Below are 17,050 nucleotides of genomic sequence, written 5' to 3' on the forward strand. Positions count from 1 at the left end.
CTTTATCTTTCAAGTGCTTCTCCCTTGCCGCCATGGTGCTGACCGGTACAGAACGGTCCTGGTCGGTGGCCCGAAGTGCCGAGCTGTACGGTCTCGATCGCTGGGGAGATCCCTATTTTTCAATCAACGCCCGAGGCCATGTCGTCGTGCAGCCGCGGGGCGATCGCGGGGGCTCCCTCGATCTAGTGGAGCTGCTCAAGGGGCTGGAGGCTCGAGACCTGCATCCACCGCTGCTGATCCGCTTCGATGACATCCTCGAGGACCGGCTGGAACGGCTCCATGCAGCTTTCGAACGCGCCATCGCCCACTACGACTACGGCGGTCGCTACCAGGGGGTCTTCCCGATCAAGTGCAACCAGCAGCGCCATGTGGTGGAGCATCTCGTGGAAGCGGGACAGCGCTGGAACTTCGGCCTGGAGGCCGGCAGCAAAGCGGAACTCCTGATTGCCCTGTCCCTCACCAAAAACCCCGATGCCCTGCTGATCTGCAACGGTTACAAAGACAGGCGTTACATCGAGACAGCAATCCTGGCACGACGTTTGGGCCATCAACCGATGGTTGTGATCGAGCAGGCCGATGAGGTGGAGAGGATCATCGCTGCCAGTCATGACCTTGGCGCTTCCCCCTTCATCGGCATCCGAGCCAAGCTCTCCACGCGCAGTACCGGTCGATGGGGGAGCTCCGTTGGAGCCCAAGCGAAATTTGGCCTGGACCTCTCCGAGATGCTGCAGAGCGTCCGGGCCTTGGATCAAGCTGGCCTGTTGCAGGACCTGCGTCTGCTGCACTTCCACATCGGCAGTCAGATCAACGACATCGCTGTTCTCAAAGATGCGCTGCAGGAAGCCGGACAGATCTATGTCGAACTGACCCGTCTGGGAGCACCCATGGGCTTGTTGGATGTCGGAGGCGGCCTCGGCATCGACTACGACGGCAGCCGCACCGCATCATCCGCCTCAACCAACTATTCGCTGCAGAACTACGCCAACGACGTAGTGGCCACCGTGCGGGAATGCTGCGAGCCCCATGGGATTCCGGTACCCACCCTGGTGAGTGAGAGCGGTCGCGCCATCGCCAGCCATTTCTCCGTCCTGGTGTTCAACGTGCTCGGCTGCGGTCGCACCCCCGAAGTGGAGCCTCCCGTCGAAGACGACGAACCACTGCCCGTCCGCAATCTGCGGGACACCCTCCAGCAGATCCGCAGCCTGGGAAGCGATCAGACCCCCCTTTTGCAGGAAGCCTGGAACGACGCCATCAAGTTCCGGGACGATGCGCTTGCTGCATTCCGTCTGGGCTACATCCGCCTCAGTCAACGGGCGATGGCTGAACAACTCACTTGGACCTGTGCCAAGGAGATCAGCCAACGTCTACCGGACCACGAACCAATCCATGATGACTTGAGAGGTCTTCAGAGAGCTCTGGCCTGCACCTACTACGCCAACCTTTCAGTGTTCCGGTCCGCGCCGGACACCTGGGCAATCGATCAGCTGTTTCCGCTCATGCCGATCCATCGCCTTGACGAACGACCCACGGAGCTGGGGCACTTCGCAGACCTCACCTGTGACTCCGACGGCAAACTTGCTCGCTTCATCGATGCTGGAACCAGTAAGCCCCTGCTGGAACTGCACCCCATGCAGGACGGCCAGCCGTACCGCATCGGCATGTTTCTGGGCGGGGCATATCAGGAAGTGATGGGCAACCTCCACAACCTCTTCGGCAGCACCAATGCCGTCCACATCCGGCTGAATCCCGGCGGTAGCGGGTACAAGCTGGACCATGTGCTGCGTGGTGATACCAATGCGGATGTGCTCGAGGTGATGCAGCATGAGCCGGATCTGCTACTGGAACGCCTGAGGCAAGGGTCAGAGAGTGCGATCCAGCGCGGAGATCTGAGCATCGCCGATGCCCGCCGTCTGATGGATCACCTCAAAGGCAGTCTTGGCCAGACCACGTACTTGGAGGAATGAAACGAATCGCGCAACTGGCACGGGGGCTTGCCCCTTACGTGGGGGTGCTGGGCGCACTGGTTCTTCTCCGCAGCACAGGACTCGCCCAAACAGTGGATCTCGTTTTCTATGACCTGATCACATACAACCGAGCGGCGCCATCCGGAACGCAGACGGCGATCACCCTGATCGGAATATCAGAAAGCGATATCAAACGCTTCGGCTGGCCGATTGATGATGCACTGTTCTGCCAGGCCATCGACACACTCAACGCCCTCGATGCTGCTGCGATCGGATTCGATCTCTACCGAGACAAGGGAGTCGGAGATCAGCAACAGTGCCTTCGGGATCGCTTCCGCGATGACTCCACATTGATATCGATTGCCAACATCGCTGCCGGCATCGGTCCGGTGCCAGAAACCCCTCCGGAGCGGCAGTCCTACAACGATCTAACGGTGGACGCCGATGGAGTGCTGCGACGGGATCTCCTGCACGTGACCGGTCAGGACGCCGCCACCGTGTCGTTTCCCATGCGTGTCATGGAGGTCGCAACAGGCGTCACCAACCTGCGGGAAGCGATGGAGAACGGAACCCATCACGACGCATGGCTCAGCGCCAACGGCGGTGGCTACTTCAACGAAGTCGATGCAGGTCTGGGGCTGCAACGCCTCATGCAATTCCATGAACCCGGCAGCTTCCGTCAATTCACGCTGACCGAGCTCCTCGATGGGGACGTTCCCAGCAAGGCGATTGCCGAGCGCATCGTCTTAATCGGCAGCACAGCCCCCTCGCTGCGGGATCTGTTTGTAACTCCGCACAGCCGTTTCCGTGGAGGAACCGAGCTCTTTCAGATGTCTGGTGTGGAGGTTCATGCCAACCGAGTGGCCAGCCTGTTGGCCAGCCAAGACGGGAGCATGACCATCGGCTGGATTATGCCGGGCTGGGGAAATCTGCTGTTGGTGCTGAGCTGCGCCGCAGGCGGACTCCTGCTCGGGGAACGCGTTCCCAATCTGAGACGGAGCGTTTTGACGGTCAGCCTTGCTGCGGCAGGGCTGATGGGAGCACTGACCTTGCTGCTGATGAATCAGCATGTCTGGATCGGTGCAACCATGCCCACCACCGCTCTGATCGGCATGGGAGGTGCCGCCTGGCTTCGTCGCGGAGCCCTAAGCCAGCAACATTCCCAACAGATCCGTCGCCTGCTCGGACAGACCACCTCTCCGGCGGTGGCACAACAGCTCTGGAATCAGAGAGAGGAGCTGCTGAGCGATGGTCGTTTTGAAGGGCAACAGCTCCCCGTCACCGTGCTCTTCACAGACACGGCGGGCTTCACCTCGGTGTCCGAGAGCCTCAATCCGAGGCAACTGATGGACTGGCTGAACCGTGGCATGGCCGTCTGCATTCCAGCAGTCACCCGTCGCGGCGGCATGGTGAACAAATTCACCGGGGATGGCATGTTGGCCGTGTTCGGAGTCCCCTTGGCTCAGGACCCCAGCGCTGAGGCAGCAGCGGCGATCGAGGCTGCCAAAGAAATCAATGCAGGGTTAAAGCTGCTCAACAATCAACTCAATGACGAAGGGGCTCCGATGATGCGTATGCGGATCGGCATCAGTTCCGGTGACGCCCTGGTGGGATCGATGGGAAGCACGGAGCGCATCGAATATGCCGTCATCGGCGACACAGTCAATTGCGCGTCCCGCCTGGAAAGCCTGCAGAAAGAAACCCATGTCGGGGCCCTGAGAGTGCTGGTGTCCGAGCACACACTGGCCTTGCTCAGTGCTGAAGCCAGGGCTCAGCTACAGCTGATCCAATGGGGGCCAATGCAGGTGAAGGGCAGAGATGAGCGGATCACAGTAAGCGAACTCAGGATGGACAACGAACCGGCAGCTGGCTCGGCCACTGTGACGTGACCAGGTCTGCCAAGCCAAATCCGGACAGGGTCGCCGCTGTTGGGACGGTGGAACCACAGCTTTGGCGCAGCGCTTGCAGTGCCTGCTGAACATCAACATCGGCAGGCTCCTGGTTCGGCAGTAGGAGACTGACCGCTGGAGGCGCTGCCGTGGTCACGAAAGAGAGTGGATCGGCAGCAGCATCTGACCCAGAGCTGCAATCAAAACCTGATTCCCAAACCATGGGAACACGGATGGGCTTCACACGTATCAACGTGATGCCAGCTGGCGCGGCAGGCAGGCTGCGTGAAAAACCATCCCCACCGGCTTCAGGCTTCAAACTGATCGTGAGTGAAACGGGGTTCGCTGTAGGCCCATGAACCATCGCAATATCGCCTGCTGACGAGAGGCCGAAGACACTATTCGCGGGCACAAGATGGGCCAAGATCCGTGCCGTGCATTCTCCGCGGGTGCCACCACCAACCCGTCGACCTGGAAAGGTGCTGCGGGAATCGGTCAGACCATGGGGGCTCAGACCCAATGTGCAGCCGATCAACCCTGCGACGATCAGGACAAAGCTGCGGCCGCAAGACCTGCCAGAAAGGAGCTTGAGAAAAGAAGGCTTCAAGAGCAACAAGAGCTCCGCAACTCAATGCTGACGACACCAGAGGGAGAGGTAAAGCACACCATTTGATTTACTTGGAAAAGAACTTATTGAAAGTCTGCGCCATCCGATCGATCAGACTGAGTTCGAAAGATTTCTGCTGATCAGGTGAAAGGCTGCGATCAGCCGCTTCTCGGGAGGTCATCACTTTGGCGAAGGCTTCCATCGCTGTCTCATTTTTCAGAAAGACATCCTCAATTCGCTGCTGACTGATTTCCTGAAGCATGACATGACCGATCGCTCTGACTGAAGCCGTGCGAGGCGCATTGGTCAATGCAGCAATTTCACCAAAGATCGTTCCCCGTTTCAGCCGAGAGAGTTCCACAGAGTGCTCCCCTCCGGATGGATCAGGTATCAAAACCGAACAGACTCCTTTCAGCAGCACATACATCGATCCGCCGACTTGACCACTGTCAACAATGATTTCGCCAGGTCCAAACGCAAGCGCCCTGTCCTGACAGACAATGCCATTAATCTCTTCATCAGACAGGGATTCGAAAAGATCGATTGATCGCAACAGTTCAAAACTCTGAGACTGAATGAACTGTTGCCTTTCCGAATGCAAGCGCCGAGTCGAATGGTGAGTATGAAGATCAATTACCGGGTATGGCACCGAATAGCCAGCACGCTCCAACTCATACCATATACATGAGTAAATTTCGGTCTTGACCTTATTACGCAAACCGAAGTCGTCGACAAAAAATTTCAACAAGTAAGAAATACACGATTCATCGAATGAACGGATCGCAACAACGTTTCGCGATGGATCAAGGATGCCTTCATGCCGATCCAGAACGCTCCTAAGCAAGGCAACAGCTTCCCCTGGAGGCAGATCGTACGAAAGGCCAACCTCAATCGTAAGACGATATTGAGAATCAGAAGGTCTTGAAAAATTAATAACCTTACCACTATCGATGAATGAGTTTGGAAACACAATTATTCGATCATTAATATCATCATAAAGATACATACTATTCCAGGTCACATTATCAACACGTCCCTGTTTTCCATCAATTTCAACCCAGTCTCCCACAGCAAATTGACGCTCCACCTGAACTGTTAAAGCCGACGATATATTGCTGATCTGTGAAGCCGATCCTGGACCAACAATGAACGCCAGGCCTCCAAGAATCGCTGCTGAACCAACTGTGGTCAACAAACCCTGACTTCTCAGCTCAGCCGAAACAACAATGGCAGATGCAGCAATAAGTGAAAAGTCCTTGAGAATGCGTGGCGGCGCCATCCCACGCGTACTGAAACGCGCTGAAAGCGCCCAGATCAAATCCAGAACGATCTCTACAACAGCGACATAAATACCGGTTTTGGCAACCAGACGGATCCACTCAACGACGTCACCCTGAATACCGGCGAGCACCAGGAATCGACTGATCAGGGCAGCCGTGATGGAGACCCTGAAAAAAACCGTACTGGGGATCAGCCTGCTGAATCTCCAGAGCTGCAACTGACGAATACGCCCAAGCACAAAGGTGAGCAGCCAGAGAACAACCAATAAAGCAACAGTCATGTCAATCCCGAAAAACAATGCAAGACATGCTCAGGCCATCAACATAATAAAAATGACCCACAAAACCTTGCATAAACAATGCAAGGCCTGATCAACAAGCAGCGGATAACCAATTCGGCACTTGCCAAAATCAATACAGAAATGCGTGGCCATTTCAGCCATACCGAGAAGTGGAATATCAGTCAATATCGCAACCATAAATCCATGGGTTGCCGTATGTGCAGTGAGCCACCATTTCCAGTTGATCGTGACATCACAACCAGGACATTTTTCAACGGCCATCTTGTCTCCCTGCAGTGGATAATCTGCAACGAAATGACCAAAAATTAGGACGACAAGGAGGTCCAAAGGATGCTGGAAAGAGCTTAAAAAAGAATGCCATTCAAACTCCACGCCTATGACCTCGGATTGATAACAAGCCTAGGCAGGAACAACCTCTCCAGCAAAACTGAAGCCTTTCCTGGCACGACAACGAGCGGGCAACGCAGTCAGAGTTTTCTCCACAGTGTGGCTCCGTTCCTTGTCGTTCCTCCAATCAAACCTGTCACGAGGAAGGGATCTGGAATCGAGGAGGAAGCAACTGCTCAGACAGGCACCGTTGACCCTGAAGGCGATGGGAAGGATGAAGGATCCTGAGTCTCGACCCTGAGTGGTCTCAGTCGATCAGGCCACGTTTGATCAGAGGCTGAGGATCAACGATGGTCAAAGAACCATCTCTTTCCTGCACGGTTCCCCGACTGCGAAGCTTGCTGAGCGTCCGGGAAGCCGTTTCGCGCGCCAGCCCTGCCAGCAGAGCGATTTCTTTCTGTGGCAAGGGAGGAATAAGGGCAAGTGGATCATTCTCCTTCGAACTTTTGCGTGCCAGGTACGCCATGGCATCGAGAAGTCGCGATGTGGCGTCTGCTGTCTGGAGAGCAAATCGCCGATTGAGATCACGCAGCCTGGTGGTTTCGAGAGAGGCCAACGCCAGGGCGAACATGGCGTGCTGACGCAGCAGTGTTGAGAACGGCTGGATCCGCAGCTTCACCAGCCGCACGGGGGTCAACGTGACCACATCGGCAGATCGAACCAATCCATCTACGGCCACCATCTCACCGAAGACATCCCCTGCTCCAAGCAAAGACATCACCACTTCTTCACCATCAGCGGTGTAGGTGCGGACCTTGGCCAGACCGGACAGCAACAGAAACACCGATTCCCCCCAGTCCTGCTCCATGACGAGAACCTGATCAACGGCGTGCTGGGTCTCTCGATGCCGATCGAGAAGCTGCCGCAGCTGGTCCTGCTCCAGTGAGGCAAACAAGGAAGCCTGAGCAAGTTCATCGGGCGTCAGAGGCGTCATGGCAGGTTTCCGATCAGGAGGAAGACAGCGTGGAGATCAAATCCTGCTTGGCACTCCGAAGGGCATCACCCAAGGCAGCACCGTCCCGCCCCCCAGCCTGAGCCAAATTCGGACGACCGCCACCACCGCCGCCGCAGCGTTTGGCAACCGCGCCGATGAACTTGCCGGCCTGCAGTCCTGAGCCGATGACGTCCTTGCCGAATGCTGCGACAAGAATCACCTTTCCAGGATCCGAGGGATCCGGAAGCCCTCCCAGAACAACAGCTGCCTTCTCACCGAGGCGCTCACCCAGTGTCCGGGCCGCTCCCTGGAGACCCGCGCCGTCCACGCCATCGAGACGTTCCACAAGCAGCTGAAATCCAGCGACGGGCTCCGCACGTTCCGCCAGAGCGGCCGCCTTCGCCACCGCCAGCTCAGCCTGCGCCGCTGCCAAGGCCTTGGCCGTGCTCTTGAGTTCCTCCTGAAGCGCGACCACCCGATCGACGATCTCAGGTGGTTGGACCTTGAAACGTGAACTCAACTGCTTCACAACAGCATCCCGTTCATTCAGATAAGAGAGCACTGCAGGACCGGCAACGGCTTCAATGCGACGAATACCTGCGGCGACACCGCTTTCCGCCACGATCTTGAACAACCCGATCTCAGCGGTGTTCACCACATGGGTGCCTCCGCAAAGCTCCATCGAGACGCCCGGCACATCGACAACCCGTACAACATCGGCGTATTTCTCGCCAAACATGGCAACCGCTCCTGCTGCTTTCGCTTTCTCGATCTCCATCTCCGCGACTTCGAGGTGATGGGCCTCGGCGATCCAATCGTTGATCAGGATCTCGACCCGCTCCAGCTCCTCCGGCGGCACGGCACGGGGACAGTGGAAATCGAAGCGGAGACGCTGAACATCAACCAAGGAGCCTGCCTGACCAATCCCGGGATCCACCACCTGCTTCAGCGCCGCCTGCAGTAGATGCGTAGCGGTGTGATGGGCCTCAGCCCGACGCCGGCAGCTCCGATCCACCTGGGCCGTAATCCTGTCGCCGATCGCCAGCTGACCGCGCTCAATCCGACCGGTGTGAACGAAGACATCGCGATGACGACTCACCGACTCGATCGTGACAATCACATCCCTGCCGGTGAACACACCGCGATCGCCGACCTGTCCGCCGCCTTCTCCGTAGAACGGCGTTGCTTCAAGCACCACCTGAACAGCGTCACCTGCACTGGCCTGTGTGACCGGTTCCCCATTCGCAACCAGGGCCTGGATGATGCTGGAGCTCTCGAGTGACTGGTAGCCATCAAAGGTGGTCACCTCAAGATCGGAGACGACCTGATCAATCGCGTCCTGCAGGGTGAGGTCGATGCTGACGGCAGCGGCCTTCGCACGCTGACGCTGAGCATCCATCGCAAGCTCAAAACCGGAGAGATCCACGCTGAGACCATGCTCCTCAGCGATCTCCTGCGTGAGTTCCAACGGGAATCCGTAGGTGTCGTACAACTCAAAAGCCTGCTCTCCACTGATCTGGGCCGGTTCAGCAGCCAACAGATCAGCCAACAGCTTTTCACCACGCTCCAACGTCTCGAGAAAACGGGCTTCCTCCCGTTGCAGCTCCGAAAGAATCACATCCTGACGCTCCAGGACTGTGGGATACGCTCCCTTGAGCAGGCTGATGGCCGCCTCGCCCATGGTTTTTAGGAACGGTTGATCGATCCCCAGGAGTCGTCCATGACGGACGACCCGACGAAGCAGACGCCTGAGGATGTAGCCGCGGCCGAGATTGCTGGCACTGACTCCATCACAGATGAGTTGGGTCACAGCTCGGCTGTGGTCGCCGATCACCTTGAGAGATGTCTGACCAGCAACATCAAGCTTGTAGTAGTCAACATCCGCGAGTGAGGCAGCTGCCTGGATCAACGGGAAGATCAGATCTGTTTCGTAGTTGTTGGGAACCTTCTGGAGGATCTGTGCCATCCGCTCGAGACCCATGCCGGTATCGATATTGCGGTTGGCCAGTGGTGTGAGCGTGCCGCCGGCGTCGCGGTTGTACTGCATGAACACCAGGTTGTAGAACTCGATGAAACGGTCGTCGTCTTCGAGATCGATTGCGTCATCACCGAGTTCAGGATTGAAGTCGTAGTAGATCTCCGAGCAGGGACCACAGGGGCCGGTGGGACCCGACGTCCAGAAGTTGTCCGCTTCATCCATGCGGATGATGCGTTTCGGATCCACCCCCACCAGATCGCGCCAGATCTCTGCGGCTTCGTCGTCCTCCCGGAAAACACTCACCACGAGGTTGCGGGGAGCAATGCCGTACACCTTGGTGCTGAGCTCCCAGGCCCACTCAATCGCCTGCTGCTTGAAGTAATCCCCGAAGGAAAAGTTCCCGAGCATTTCGAAGAACGTGTGGTGGCGTGCCGTACGGCCCACGTTTTCGATGTCGTTGGTGCGGATGCACTTCTGACTGCTGGTCGCACGTGCCGCCGGACGCTCGCGCTGTCCCAGAAAGACCGGCTTGAAGGGCAGCATGCCGGCGATGGTGAGCAGCACCGTGGGGTCGTCAGGAATGAGAGACGCACTTGGAATCACCTGATGACCACGGTCTTTGTAAAACCCCAGGAACGCCGCGCGAATCTCCTCACCTGTGCGAGGTGCGGACGCTGCAGAAGTCGACGAAGCGGCGGCAGCCATGGACATGAGGGCAGTTCCAGACGTCATGATCGCTCCTGAACCTCCCGAAGCCTTGGCTGATCCACCAAGCGATTCCGAGGTCCGATCCCGGCTTCGTCTCATCTCGATCGGCTGGGCTGTACTGGCCGGAATCAGCGCTGGACTGTTCAGCCTCGGGTGGGGCCTGGAGGACGCTGTCCGCTCGGGAGGCTGTGGTGTGTTCTACGGCCTGCTGGCCTTCCACCTGCAGCGGGTGGATCCGGATGATGGCCATCTGCAGGCTGGTCTCGTTGGCGCCATCTGCGGCGTGCGCAGTCTTGGCCTGCCTCTGAACCTCGAGGGCTTGCAAGCGGACGCTCTGGCATCATTATTGGTAGAGCTCCTAAAGGCTTGGCTGCCGTTGATCGGCAGTGCTGTCCTGCTCCAAGGCACCCATCGCTTCCTTCCCGCGTCGCGGCCATGAGCCTGCTGCACGCCACCTGGCTTCCCGCCATCCGCACTCCAAGCAGTTCCGGACAACCGGCACTGCTGGTTTGGGCTGACACCTGGCGGGTCGCCATACCTGCCGGGCCGGGGCTGACGCCAGCCTCCCATCCCTTCACCCTTGGCGATGAAGACCTGCGAGCCTGGCTGAGTGAGCGCGATCTGGCTCCGCCCAGCAGCATCGACGCCACCGCCTGTCTCACCCTGCCAAGTCGGTCGGTTCGCCCACGTCGAGCTCGCAATCAGCCGGCTGAGCCAACGGAAAGCGAAGAACCCGCCTGGACCGGTTTGCCGCTTCAGGCCGGCGAACCCATCCCCAAACAAACCGAATGGTGGCCATGGCAGGTGCAGGGGCTAGCTCTGGAGCCAGCAGCAGCAACGGAATGGCTGTCCAGACTTCCTCTCTCAGGGCGCCATCCCGATCTGGCGGAGGAGCTGCGCTGGTGGAGCCATCTGCAACGCTGGGCCCTCAGTCTGGTGGCCCGTGGGCGCTGGATTCCCCAGGTTGAGCTGAGCAAGGGAGAGGGCTATCCCCACAGGGCGCGCTGGGTACCGCTGCTGAACAGGGAGGAAGACCGCAGACGCCTGGAGGATCTCGCCGTCAGCCTGCCACTGGTCGCTACCTGCGCCCTGCCCTGGCGTGAACCGATGGGGAGACGCAGCAACCGCACCACTCGCCTGCGTCCCGAGGCGATGCGGGCCGCCAACCCGGTCGCCTGTTGTCGGCCACGCAGTGGTCGTCTGCGTGTGGCGACGCTGCTTGAAGATCTTGTGGACGCTCTGCTTCGCAAGGACTTTGAGCCCAACCTCGACGATCTGGACCCCCTGCTGAGCGCCTGGCAGCACGCACTGGGCTCGGAAACAGGTGTGATCGATCTCGGCGAAGAGGATGCGGAGCGCCTGTCCAGCACCAGCCTCCATTGGCGAGAGGGCATCGCCGGCGATGTCGCCGCAGCCCGAACCTGCCTGGAGCTCCAGACACCACCGGAAGGGGAAGAGCTCTGGGACCTGCGCTTCGCCCTGCAGGCGGAGTCGGATCCAAGCCTCAAACTGCCGGCCGCCTCCGCCTGGGCGTCCGGTGCCAACACTCTGCAGTTGGGGGAGGTGAAAGTCGAACAACCCGGCGAAGTCCTGCTGGAAGGACTGGGGCGAGCCCTCACCGTCTTCCCGCCAATCGAGCGGGGTCTGGAGAGTGCCACCCCGGAGTCAATGCAGCTCACTCCGGCAGAAGCCTTTGTGCTGGTGCGCACGGCCGCACGACAGCTGCGTGATGCCGGCCTAGGAGTCGATCTGCCAGCGAGCCTCTCAGGTGGTCTTGCCAGCCGACTCGGCTTGTCGATCAAAGGGGAACTACCCGAGCGTTCAACCGGTTTCACCCTCGGGGAATCACTGAGCTGGTCCTGGGATCTGATGATCGGTGGAGTGACGCTCACCCTCCGGGAACTGGAGCGACTCAGCGGCAAACGCAGTCCCCTCGTACGCCACAAAGGGGCCTGGATCGAACTTCGGCCCAACGATCTCAAGAACGCTGAACGGTTCTGCGCTGCCAATCCGGAGCTCAGTCTCGATGACGCCCTGCGACTGACGGCCACGGAGGGGGAACTGCTGATGCGACTACCGGTGCATCAATTTGAGGCCGGGCCAAGGCTTCAGGCCGTTTTAGAGCAGTATCACCAGCAAAAAGCCCCGGATCCGCTGCCGGCTCCGGATGGGTTCTGCGGCCAGCTGAGGCCTTACCAGGAACGCGGGCTGGGATGGCTGGCCTTCCTCAACCGCTTTGACCAGGGCGCCTGCTTAGCGGATGACATGGGTCTGGGCAAAACGATCCAGTTGCTGGCCTTCCTCCAATACCTCAAAACCGAACAGGAGCTGAAACGACCGGTGTTGCTCGTCGCGCCGACCTCCGTGCTCACCAACTGGAAACGGGAAGCGGAAGCCTTCACACCCGACCTCTCCGTGTGCGAGCACTACGGACCGCGGCGTCCCTCCACACCCGCTTCTCTGAAGAAGTCCCTGAGTGATGTGGATCTGGTTCTGACCAGCTATGGACTGCTGCAACGGGACAGCGAGCTCCTGGACACCCTGGACTGGCAGGGAGTCGTGATCGATGAAGCCCAGGCGATCAAGAATCCTGGTGCCAAACAGAGCCAAGCCGCTCGCGATCTGGCCCGAGCCGGTAAGAGCGGTCGATTCCGCATCGCTCTGACAGGCACCCCGGTGGAGAACCGGGTGAGTGAACTGTGGGCTCTGATGGATTTCCTCAACCCAAAAGTCCTTGGAGAAGAGGATTTCTTCCGTCAGCGTTATCGCCTGCCGATCGAGCGCTACGGCGATATGTCGTCGCTCCGCGATCTCAAGGCAAGGGTGGGGCCTTTCATCCTGCGTCGACTGAAAACCGACAAGGCGATCATCTCGGACCTACCCGAGAAGGTGGAGCTGAGCGAATGGGTTGGTCTCAGCAAGGAACAGAAATCGCTATACAGCAAAACGGTGGAGGACACCCTTGATGCCATCGCCAGGGCACCGCGCGGTCAACGACATGGTCAGGTGCTGGGTCTGCTGACCAGGCTCAAGCAGATCTGCAACCATCCGGCCCTGGCTCTGCGGGAAGAGACGGTGGATCGAGAGTTCTTGGGCCGTTCCGCCAAATTGCAGCGTCTCGACGAGATCCTCGATGAAGTGATCGAAGCGGGAGACCGTGCTCTGCTGTTTACCCAGTTCGCTGAATGGGGCCATCTGCTGCAAGCCTGGATGCAGCAACGCTGGAAAGCGGAAGTGCCCTTCCTGCACGGGGGAACGCGCAAAAGTGAACGACAGGCCATGGTGGATCGCTTCCAGGAGGACCCCCGCGGACCGCAGCTGTTTCTGCTGTCCCTCAAAGCCGGAGGCGTCGGCCTCAATCTCACCCGGGCCAGTCATGTGTTCCACCTGGACCGCTGGTGGAATCCGGCCGTTGAGAATCAAGCAACCGACCGCGCCTATCGCATCGGCCAGACCAGCCGGGTGATGGTGCACAAATTCATCACGAGCGGCTCAGTAGAGGAGAAGATCGATCGAATGATTCGCGAGAAATCACGCCTCGCCGAGGACATCGTTGGATCCGGCGAGGAATGGCTTGGCAGTCTGGGGGGAGATCAGCTGCGAGACCTGGTGGCTCTGGAGGACAGCTGATCATGAGGAGCAGACCATGACGATCACCAACGGCAACAACAACGGGATCACCGCTATCGGCGACGAAGGGCTGGGACAACAGCCCTGGTGGGTGCAGCAATGGATGGAGCTGATCAACGGCTACCGCTTCAAGAAACGTCTGGAGCGCGCCTGGGGTTACGCCCGCGAGGGCAACGTCACTTCAATCCGATTCGAAGGCCGCCGGGTGCATGCCCGCGTGCAGGGCACAGGTGAGGAGCCTTACAAGGTGAAGCTGTGGCTGGATGTGTTGAACGATGAGGACTGGGGCTACGTGCTCGAGGCCCTCACACAGAAAGCGCGCTGGTCTGCCCAGTTGCTGGCTGGAATCATGCCGGTCGACATTGAGCGTGCCTTCGCCGCAAGCGGCAAACGGCTGTTTCCTTTCAAATTGCAGGAAGTCCGCAGTGAATGCAGCTGCCCGGACAAGGCCAATCCCTGCAAGCACATCAGCGCGGTGTATTTCCTGATGGGGGATCGCTTCAGCGAAGACCCCTTCGTGCTGTTTCAACTGAGAGGGCGCACCCGCGCCAAGCTTCTGGAAGACCTGGCGGAACAACGTCGCAAAGCCCTTGCCGCTCTCGCCGAACAGCACGGAAATGACCGGGACGCAAACGCCTCCAAGGAGGATGCCGCTCCGTTACCTCCTCACCCTGCTGTGCTGGATCCCGCCCTGTGGTGGCGCTACGACCGCAGCCTTGACGGTGATCTTGTGGTGATCACGGCTGCCATGGAAGGTGACACTGGACTGGATGCCGCCGGTGACCTGCCACTGGCTGAGGAACCTCGTTTCCCTGAAGCCCGCTCGACTTTCCTGAACAATCTCAAGGCGCACGGTCAGGCCAGTGCCCAGCGCGCCATGCTTCAAGCGATGGCTGCTGGACACTGAACATCCTGCTCACCAACCATCCGTGCGGCAAACCCCTTGGCTCAGTGATGACAATCAGGGGGTGGTGAAACTTTTGCTGAGCTCGCACAGGCGCGCATTCGGGGAACCACTGCTGGCCAGCGAACGCTCGCATCACTCCAGTCGCCTGATCTGCCAGGAACTGTTTGGATGCGGATTTCCTGTGCTGGCACACGGCGCAGGGGACGATCCTGCTCTCACCTATGCCAACGCCGCCGCTCTGCAGCTCTGGGAGCGCCCCTGGGCTGAGATGGTTGGGATGCCCTCCCGCCTGACGGCACCAGAGGACCAACAAAGTGCACGACAGCGCGCCTTGGGAGACGCCAGCCAAGTTGAGGCGATCAGCAACTACAGGGGCATTCGAATCAACAGCCAAGGGCGACGCTTTCGCATCGAGAACGCACGCATCTGGACGCTCTGGGATGCAGAAGAGCAGGTCTGCGGCCAAGCGGCAAGCTTCAGCGATTGGTGGTGGCTGAGCACTGGTTGAACTTCAATTCGGTTGCCACCACAAACCAGTCGTAGCAACCGAACCCGGTCGTACAGGCCGATCCAAAACGGACGGTTCTCCTGCTCCTCGTTGGCATCAAAACCCCGCAGATTGTCGTTGCGGGCGATCAACAACAGTCCGCTGATGTTCCCCTTCAGGAGTAACAACCATGCTGACCATGCGCCAATCCCCCTTTGATCTGTTCGAGCGACTCGAGCAGCAGATGGCCACCGCTGAACGCATCCCCCAGGCCGAAGTGATCGACGGTGACGGTGCTTACACAGTGCGCCTCGAACTCCCTGGAGTCGAGCGCGACTCCATCGACGTGAAAGCCACGGATCGCACCCTGATGGTGAGTGCCGAACGCAAAGGCGCTGCCGATGCCGACAACCAACAACCAGCTCTGCTAAGTGAATTCCGGACGGGCACCTGGAGCCGCAGCTTCCGCTTTTCAACTGGTCTCGACCGAGATCAGCTCAAGGCCTCCTACCGCGACGGGATTCTGGAAATCACCGCTGGCAAGGCTATTAGCCACACCAGCGTGACGGTGAACGTTGAGATCTGACCAATAACCAGAGAGGAAGAACGGACACCCAACCCCGCTTCGGCGGGGTTTTTTTGATGGAAACCTCCTTGATCTAACCCCCCAAGCCAAAAAAACCATTGGCGACGAAAAGCAGACTGAATCCACCCAAAAACACCAAACCAAACCAGGACAGACCTCGCATGAACGGTCCGTTGCGGTGCTCCTCCGGAACGAGGGGGCTGTTGATGGTGTCCATGGCCATCCAGGCAAACAACGGCGCGGTGATGAAGCTGCCGGTCATTGCTCCGAAGACAAATTGCGTCACGGTGAGGCCGGTCGACTGCGCCAGTACCAGCGCCAGGATCGCGGCCAGCAGATGCAGCACCATCCAGACGCTGAAGCGGCGCCGCTGGGGTCCAGGTGAGGCATCGCCGCTGTCTTCCCCCTTCCACAACCCTTGAATCGCAGCGATGCTGCGGGGGTAGGCATCCAGGCAGGTGATGGTGGTGCTGAACATCGCCGCAAACGCAGCGGGAATGATCACCCACGCAGCCCAGCCCCCCATGGCTTCGGTGTAGAGGCGGATCAATCGCTGGGCAAAGGCAACTCCGGTGCCGGCGAGCATGCCGTCGCCGGTGCCATACATCGTGTAGGCACCAAGAATCACGAAGAACATGGCCGTCACCACCGTGACGCCATAGCCAAGGTTGAAATCGAATCCCGCCTCCTGCGGACTGGCGGTGTGGTCGGTGTCGCGGGCCCGGGAGAACATCCATAGCGAGGGCCAGACGCACATTTCCACCGGTCCGGGCATCCAGCCCATCAGCGGGATCAGAAAGCCAAGGTTGGCGAAGGTCCAGGGCGTCGGGTCGGCAGCCAGCCAGGTGGATCCGACATCGCCCACCGGACCACGCACCAGCAACGACACAGCCGCCACCCCGGTCAACAGGGTCAGCAAGGCCACCAACAACTTGGACAGACGATCCAGGGCTTTGTAGTGCCCAAACAACAACACCAGGCCACTGACGACAAGCACCGCCATCGCCAGGGCGTACTTATTGAATCCACCCAGCAGCGGCACGTTCTGGAGCAGCAAGCCCGCCACGAAACTCACCGCCGCGATCGTGAGTGTTCCCGTCACCAGGCTCACCAACAGGTAGAGCGGGAGGTAGGCGGAATGGCGCCTCTGGAAGCCCTCCAGCAACGACAGTCCAGTGGCAGCCGTGAAGCGGGTGCCCACCCGCAGGAACGGGTATTTGAGCAAGTTGGTCAGCAGGATCAACCCCACCAACGCAAACCCAAAGCGGGCCCCGGCCGTGGTGGACGACATCAAATGGGATCCACCGATGCAGGCACCAGCCAACAGGATCCCAGGCCCAATGCTGCGTCGGAGCGTCGATGACGCCATCACAAGGTTGCGGTTGCGACCA

General features: G+C 59.2%; 13 protein-coding genes. 7 read left to right on the top strand and 6 right to left on the bottom strand.

Features of this window, described 5'->3' with window-relative positions; all coding sequences use genetic code 11:
• Window positions 1–32: 32 nt before the first annotated feature.
• Both speA and SYN9616_RS0110695 read left to right on the top strand, forming a co-directional pair.
• Window positions 33–1,964 (top strand): biosynthetic arginine decarboxylase, encoded by a 1,932-nt coding sequence (gene speA / locus SYN9616_RS0110690; RefSeq protein ID WP_028953070.1) that lies wholly within the window; start codon window positions 33–35, stop codon window positions 1,962–1,964.
• Window positions 1,961–3,853 carry a CHASE2 domain-containing protein gene (locus SYN9616_RS0110695; RefSeq protein WP_028953071.1) on the top strand — a complete coding sequence of 631 codons (1,893 nt, stop codon included), beginning with the start codon at window positions 1,961–1,963 and terminating at the stop codon, window positions 3,851–3,853. Before speA ends, SYN9616_RS0110695 begins: the two co-directional genes overlap by 4 nt.
• Here the strand turns inward: SYN9616_RS0110695 and SYN9616_RS0110700 are convergent.
• The 5 genes from SYN9616_RS0110700 to alaS form a co-directional block, all read right to left on the bottom strand.
• Window positions 3,807–4,460 carry a hypothetical protein gene (locus tag SYN9616_RS0110700; RefSeq protein ID WP_156918766.1) on the bottom strand — a complete coding sequence of 218 codons (654 nt, stop codon included), beginning with the start codon at window positions 4,458–4,460 and terminating at the stop codon, window positions 3,807–3,809. The genes SYN9616_RS0110695 and SYN9616_RS0110700 overlap by 47 nt on opposite strands.
• Before the next feature lie 67 nt (window positions 4,461–4,527).
• Complete coding sequence (locus tag SYN9616_RS0110705; RefSeq protein ID WP_028953073.1) at window positions 4,528–6,021, bottom strand: mechanosensitive ion channel family protein; 1,494 nt, start codon at window positions 6,019–6,021, stop codon at window positions 4,528–4,530.
• 30 nt (window positions 6,022–6,051) lie between these two features.
• Window positions 6,052–6,414 (bottom strand): DUF3307 domain-containing protein, encoded by a 363-nt coding sequence (locus SYN9616_RS0110710; RefSeq protein WP_051411019.1) that lies wholly within the window; start codon window positions 6,412–6,414, stop codon window positions 6,052–6,054.
• A gap of 262 nt (window positions 6,415–6,676) precedes the next feature.
• Window positions 6,677–7,363, bottom strand: a complete 687-nt coding sequence (locus SYN9616_RS0110720) for a Crp/Fnr family transcriptional regulator (RefSeq protein WP_028953076.1) — start codon at window positions 7,361–7,363, stop codon at window positions 6,677–6,679.
• 13 nt (window positions 7,364–7,376) lie between these two features.
• A complete protein-coding gene (alaS, locus tag SYN9616_RS0110725; protein ID WP_028953077.1) occupies window positions 7,377–10,046 on the bottom strand; it encodes an alanine--tRNA ligase in 2,670 nt (889 codons plus the stop codon).
• A gap of 25 nt (window positions 10,047–10,071) precedes the next feature.
• Here alaS and SYN9616_RS0110730 point away from each other — a divergent pair, with 25 nt between their 5' ends.
• The 5 genes from SYN9616_RS0110730 to SYN9616_RS0110750 all read left to right on the top strand — a co-directional run bounded on the left by SYN9616_RS0110730 (window position 10,072) and on the right by SYN9616_RS0110750 (window position 15,659).
• A complete protein-coding gene (locus SYN9616_RS0110730) occupies window positions 10,072–10,488 on the top strand; it encodes a hypothetical protein (RefSeq protein WP_028953078.1) in 417 nt (138 codons plus the stop codon).
• Window positions 10,485–13,679 (top strand): DEAD/DEAH box helicase, encoded by a 3,195-nt coding sequence (locus SYN9616_RS0110735; protein ID WP_028953079.1) that lies wholly within the window; start codon window positions 10,485–10,487, stop codon window positions 13,677–13,679. The genes SYN9616_RS0110730 and SYN9616_RS0110735 overlap by 4 nt, the downstream gene beginning before the upstream one ends.
• 16 nt (window positions 13,680–13,695) lie before the next feature.
• Window positions 13,696–14,586 (top strand): SWIM zinc finger family protein, encoded by an 891-nt coding sequence (locus SYN9616_RS0110740; protein WP_028953080.1) that lies wholly within the window; start codon window positions 13,696–13,698, stop codon window positions 14,584–14,586.
• A 22-nt stretch (window positions 14,587–14,608) separates the two neighbouring features.
• Window positions 14,609–15,094, top strand: a complete 486-nt coding sequence (locus SYN9616_RS0110745; RefSeq protein ID WP_028953081.1) for an MEKHLA domain-containing protein — start codon at window positions 14,609–14,611, stop codon at window positions 15,092–15,094.
• A gap of 169 nt (window positions 15,095–15,263) precedes the next feature.
• A complete protein-coding gene (locus SYN9616_RS0110750) occupies window positions 15,264–15,659 on the top strand; it encodes an Hsp20/alpha crystallin family protein (RefSeq protein ID WP_028953082.1) in 396 nt (131 codons plus the stop codon).
• 73 nt (window positions 15,660–15,732) lie between these two features.
• Here the strand turns inward: SYN9616_RS0110750 and SYN9616_RS0110755 are convergent, their stop codons facing one another.
• Window positions 15,733–17,028: an NRAMP family divalent metal transporter gene (locus SYN9616_RS0110755; protein WP_028953083.1), complete on the bottom strand. Its 1,296-nt coding sequence runs from the start codon at window positions 17,026–17,028 to the stop codon at window positions 15,733–15,735.
• Between the last annotated feature and the right edge of the window lie 22 nt (window positions 17,029–17,050).

Source organism: Synechococcus sp. CC9616 (assembly GCF_000515235.1).
In the GTDB taxonomy this organism is placed as follows: domain Bacteria; phylum Cyanobacteriota; class Cyanobacteriia; order PCC-6307; family Cyanobiaceae; genus Parasynechococcus.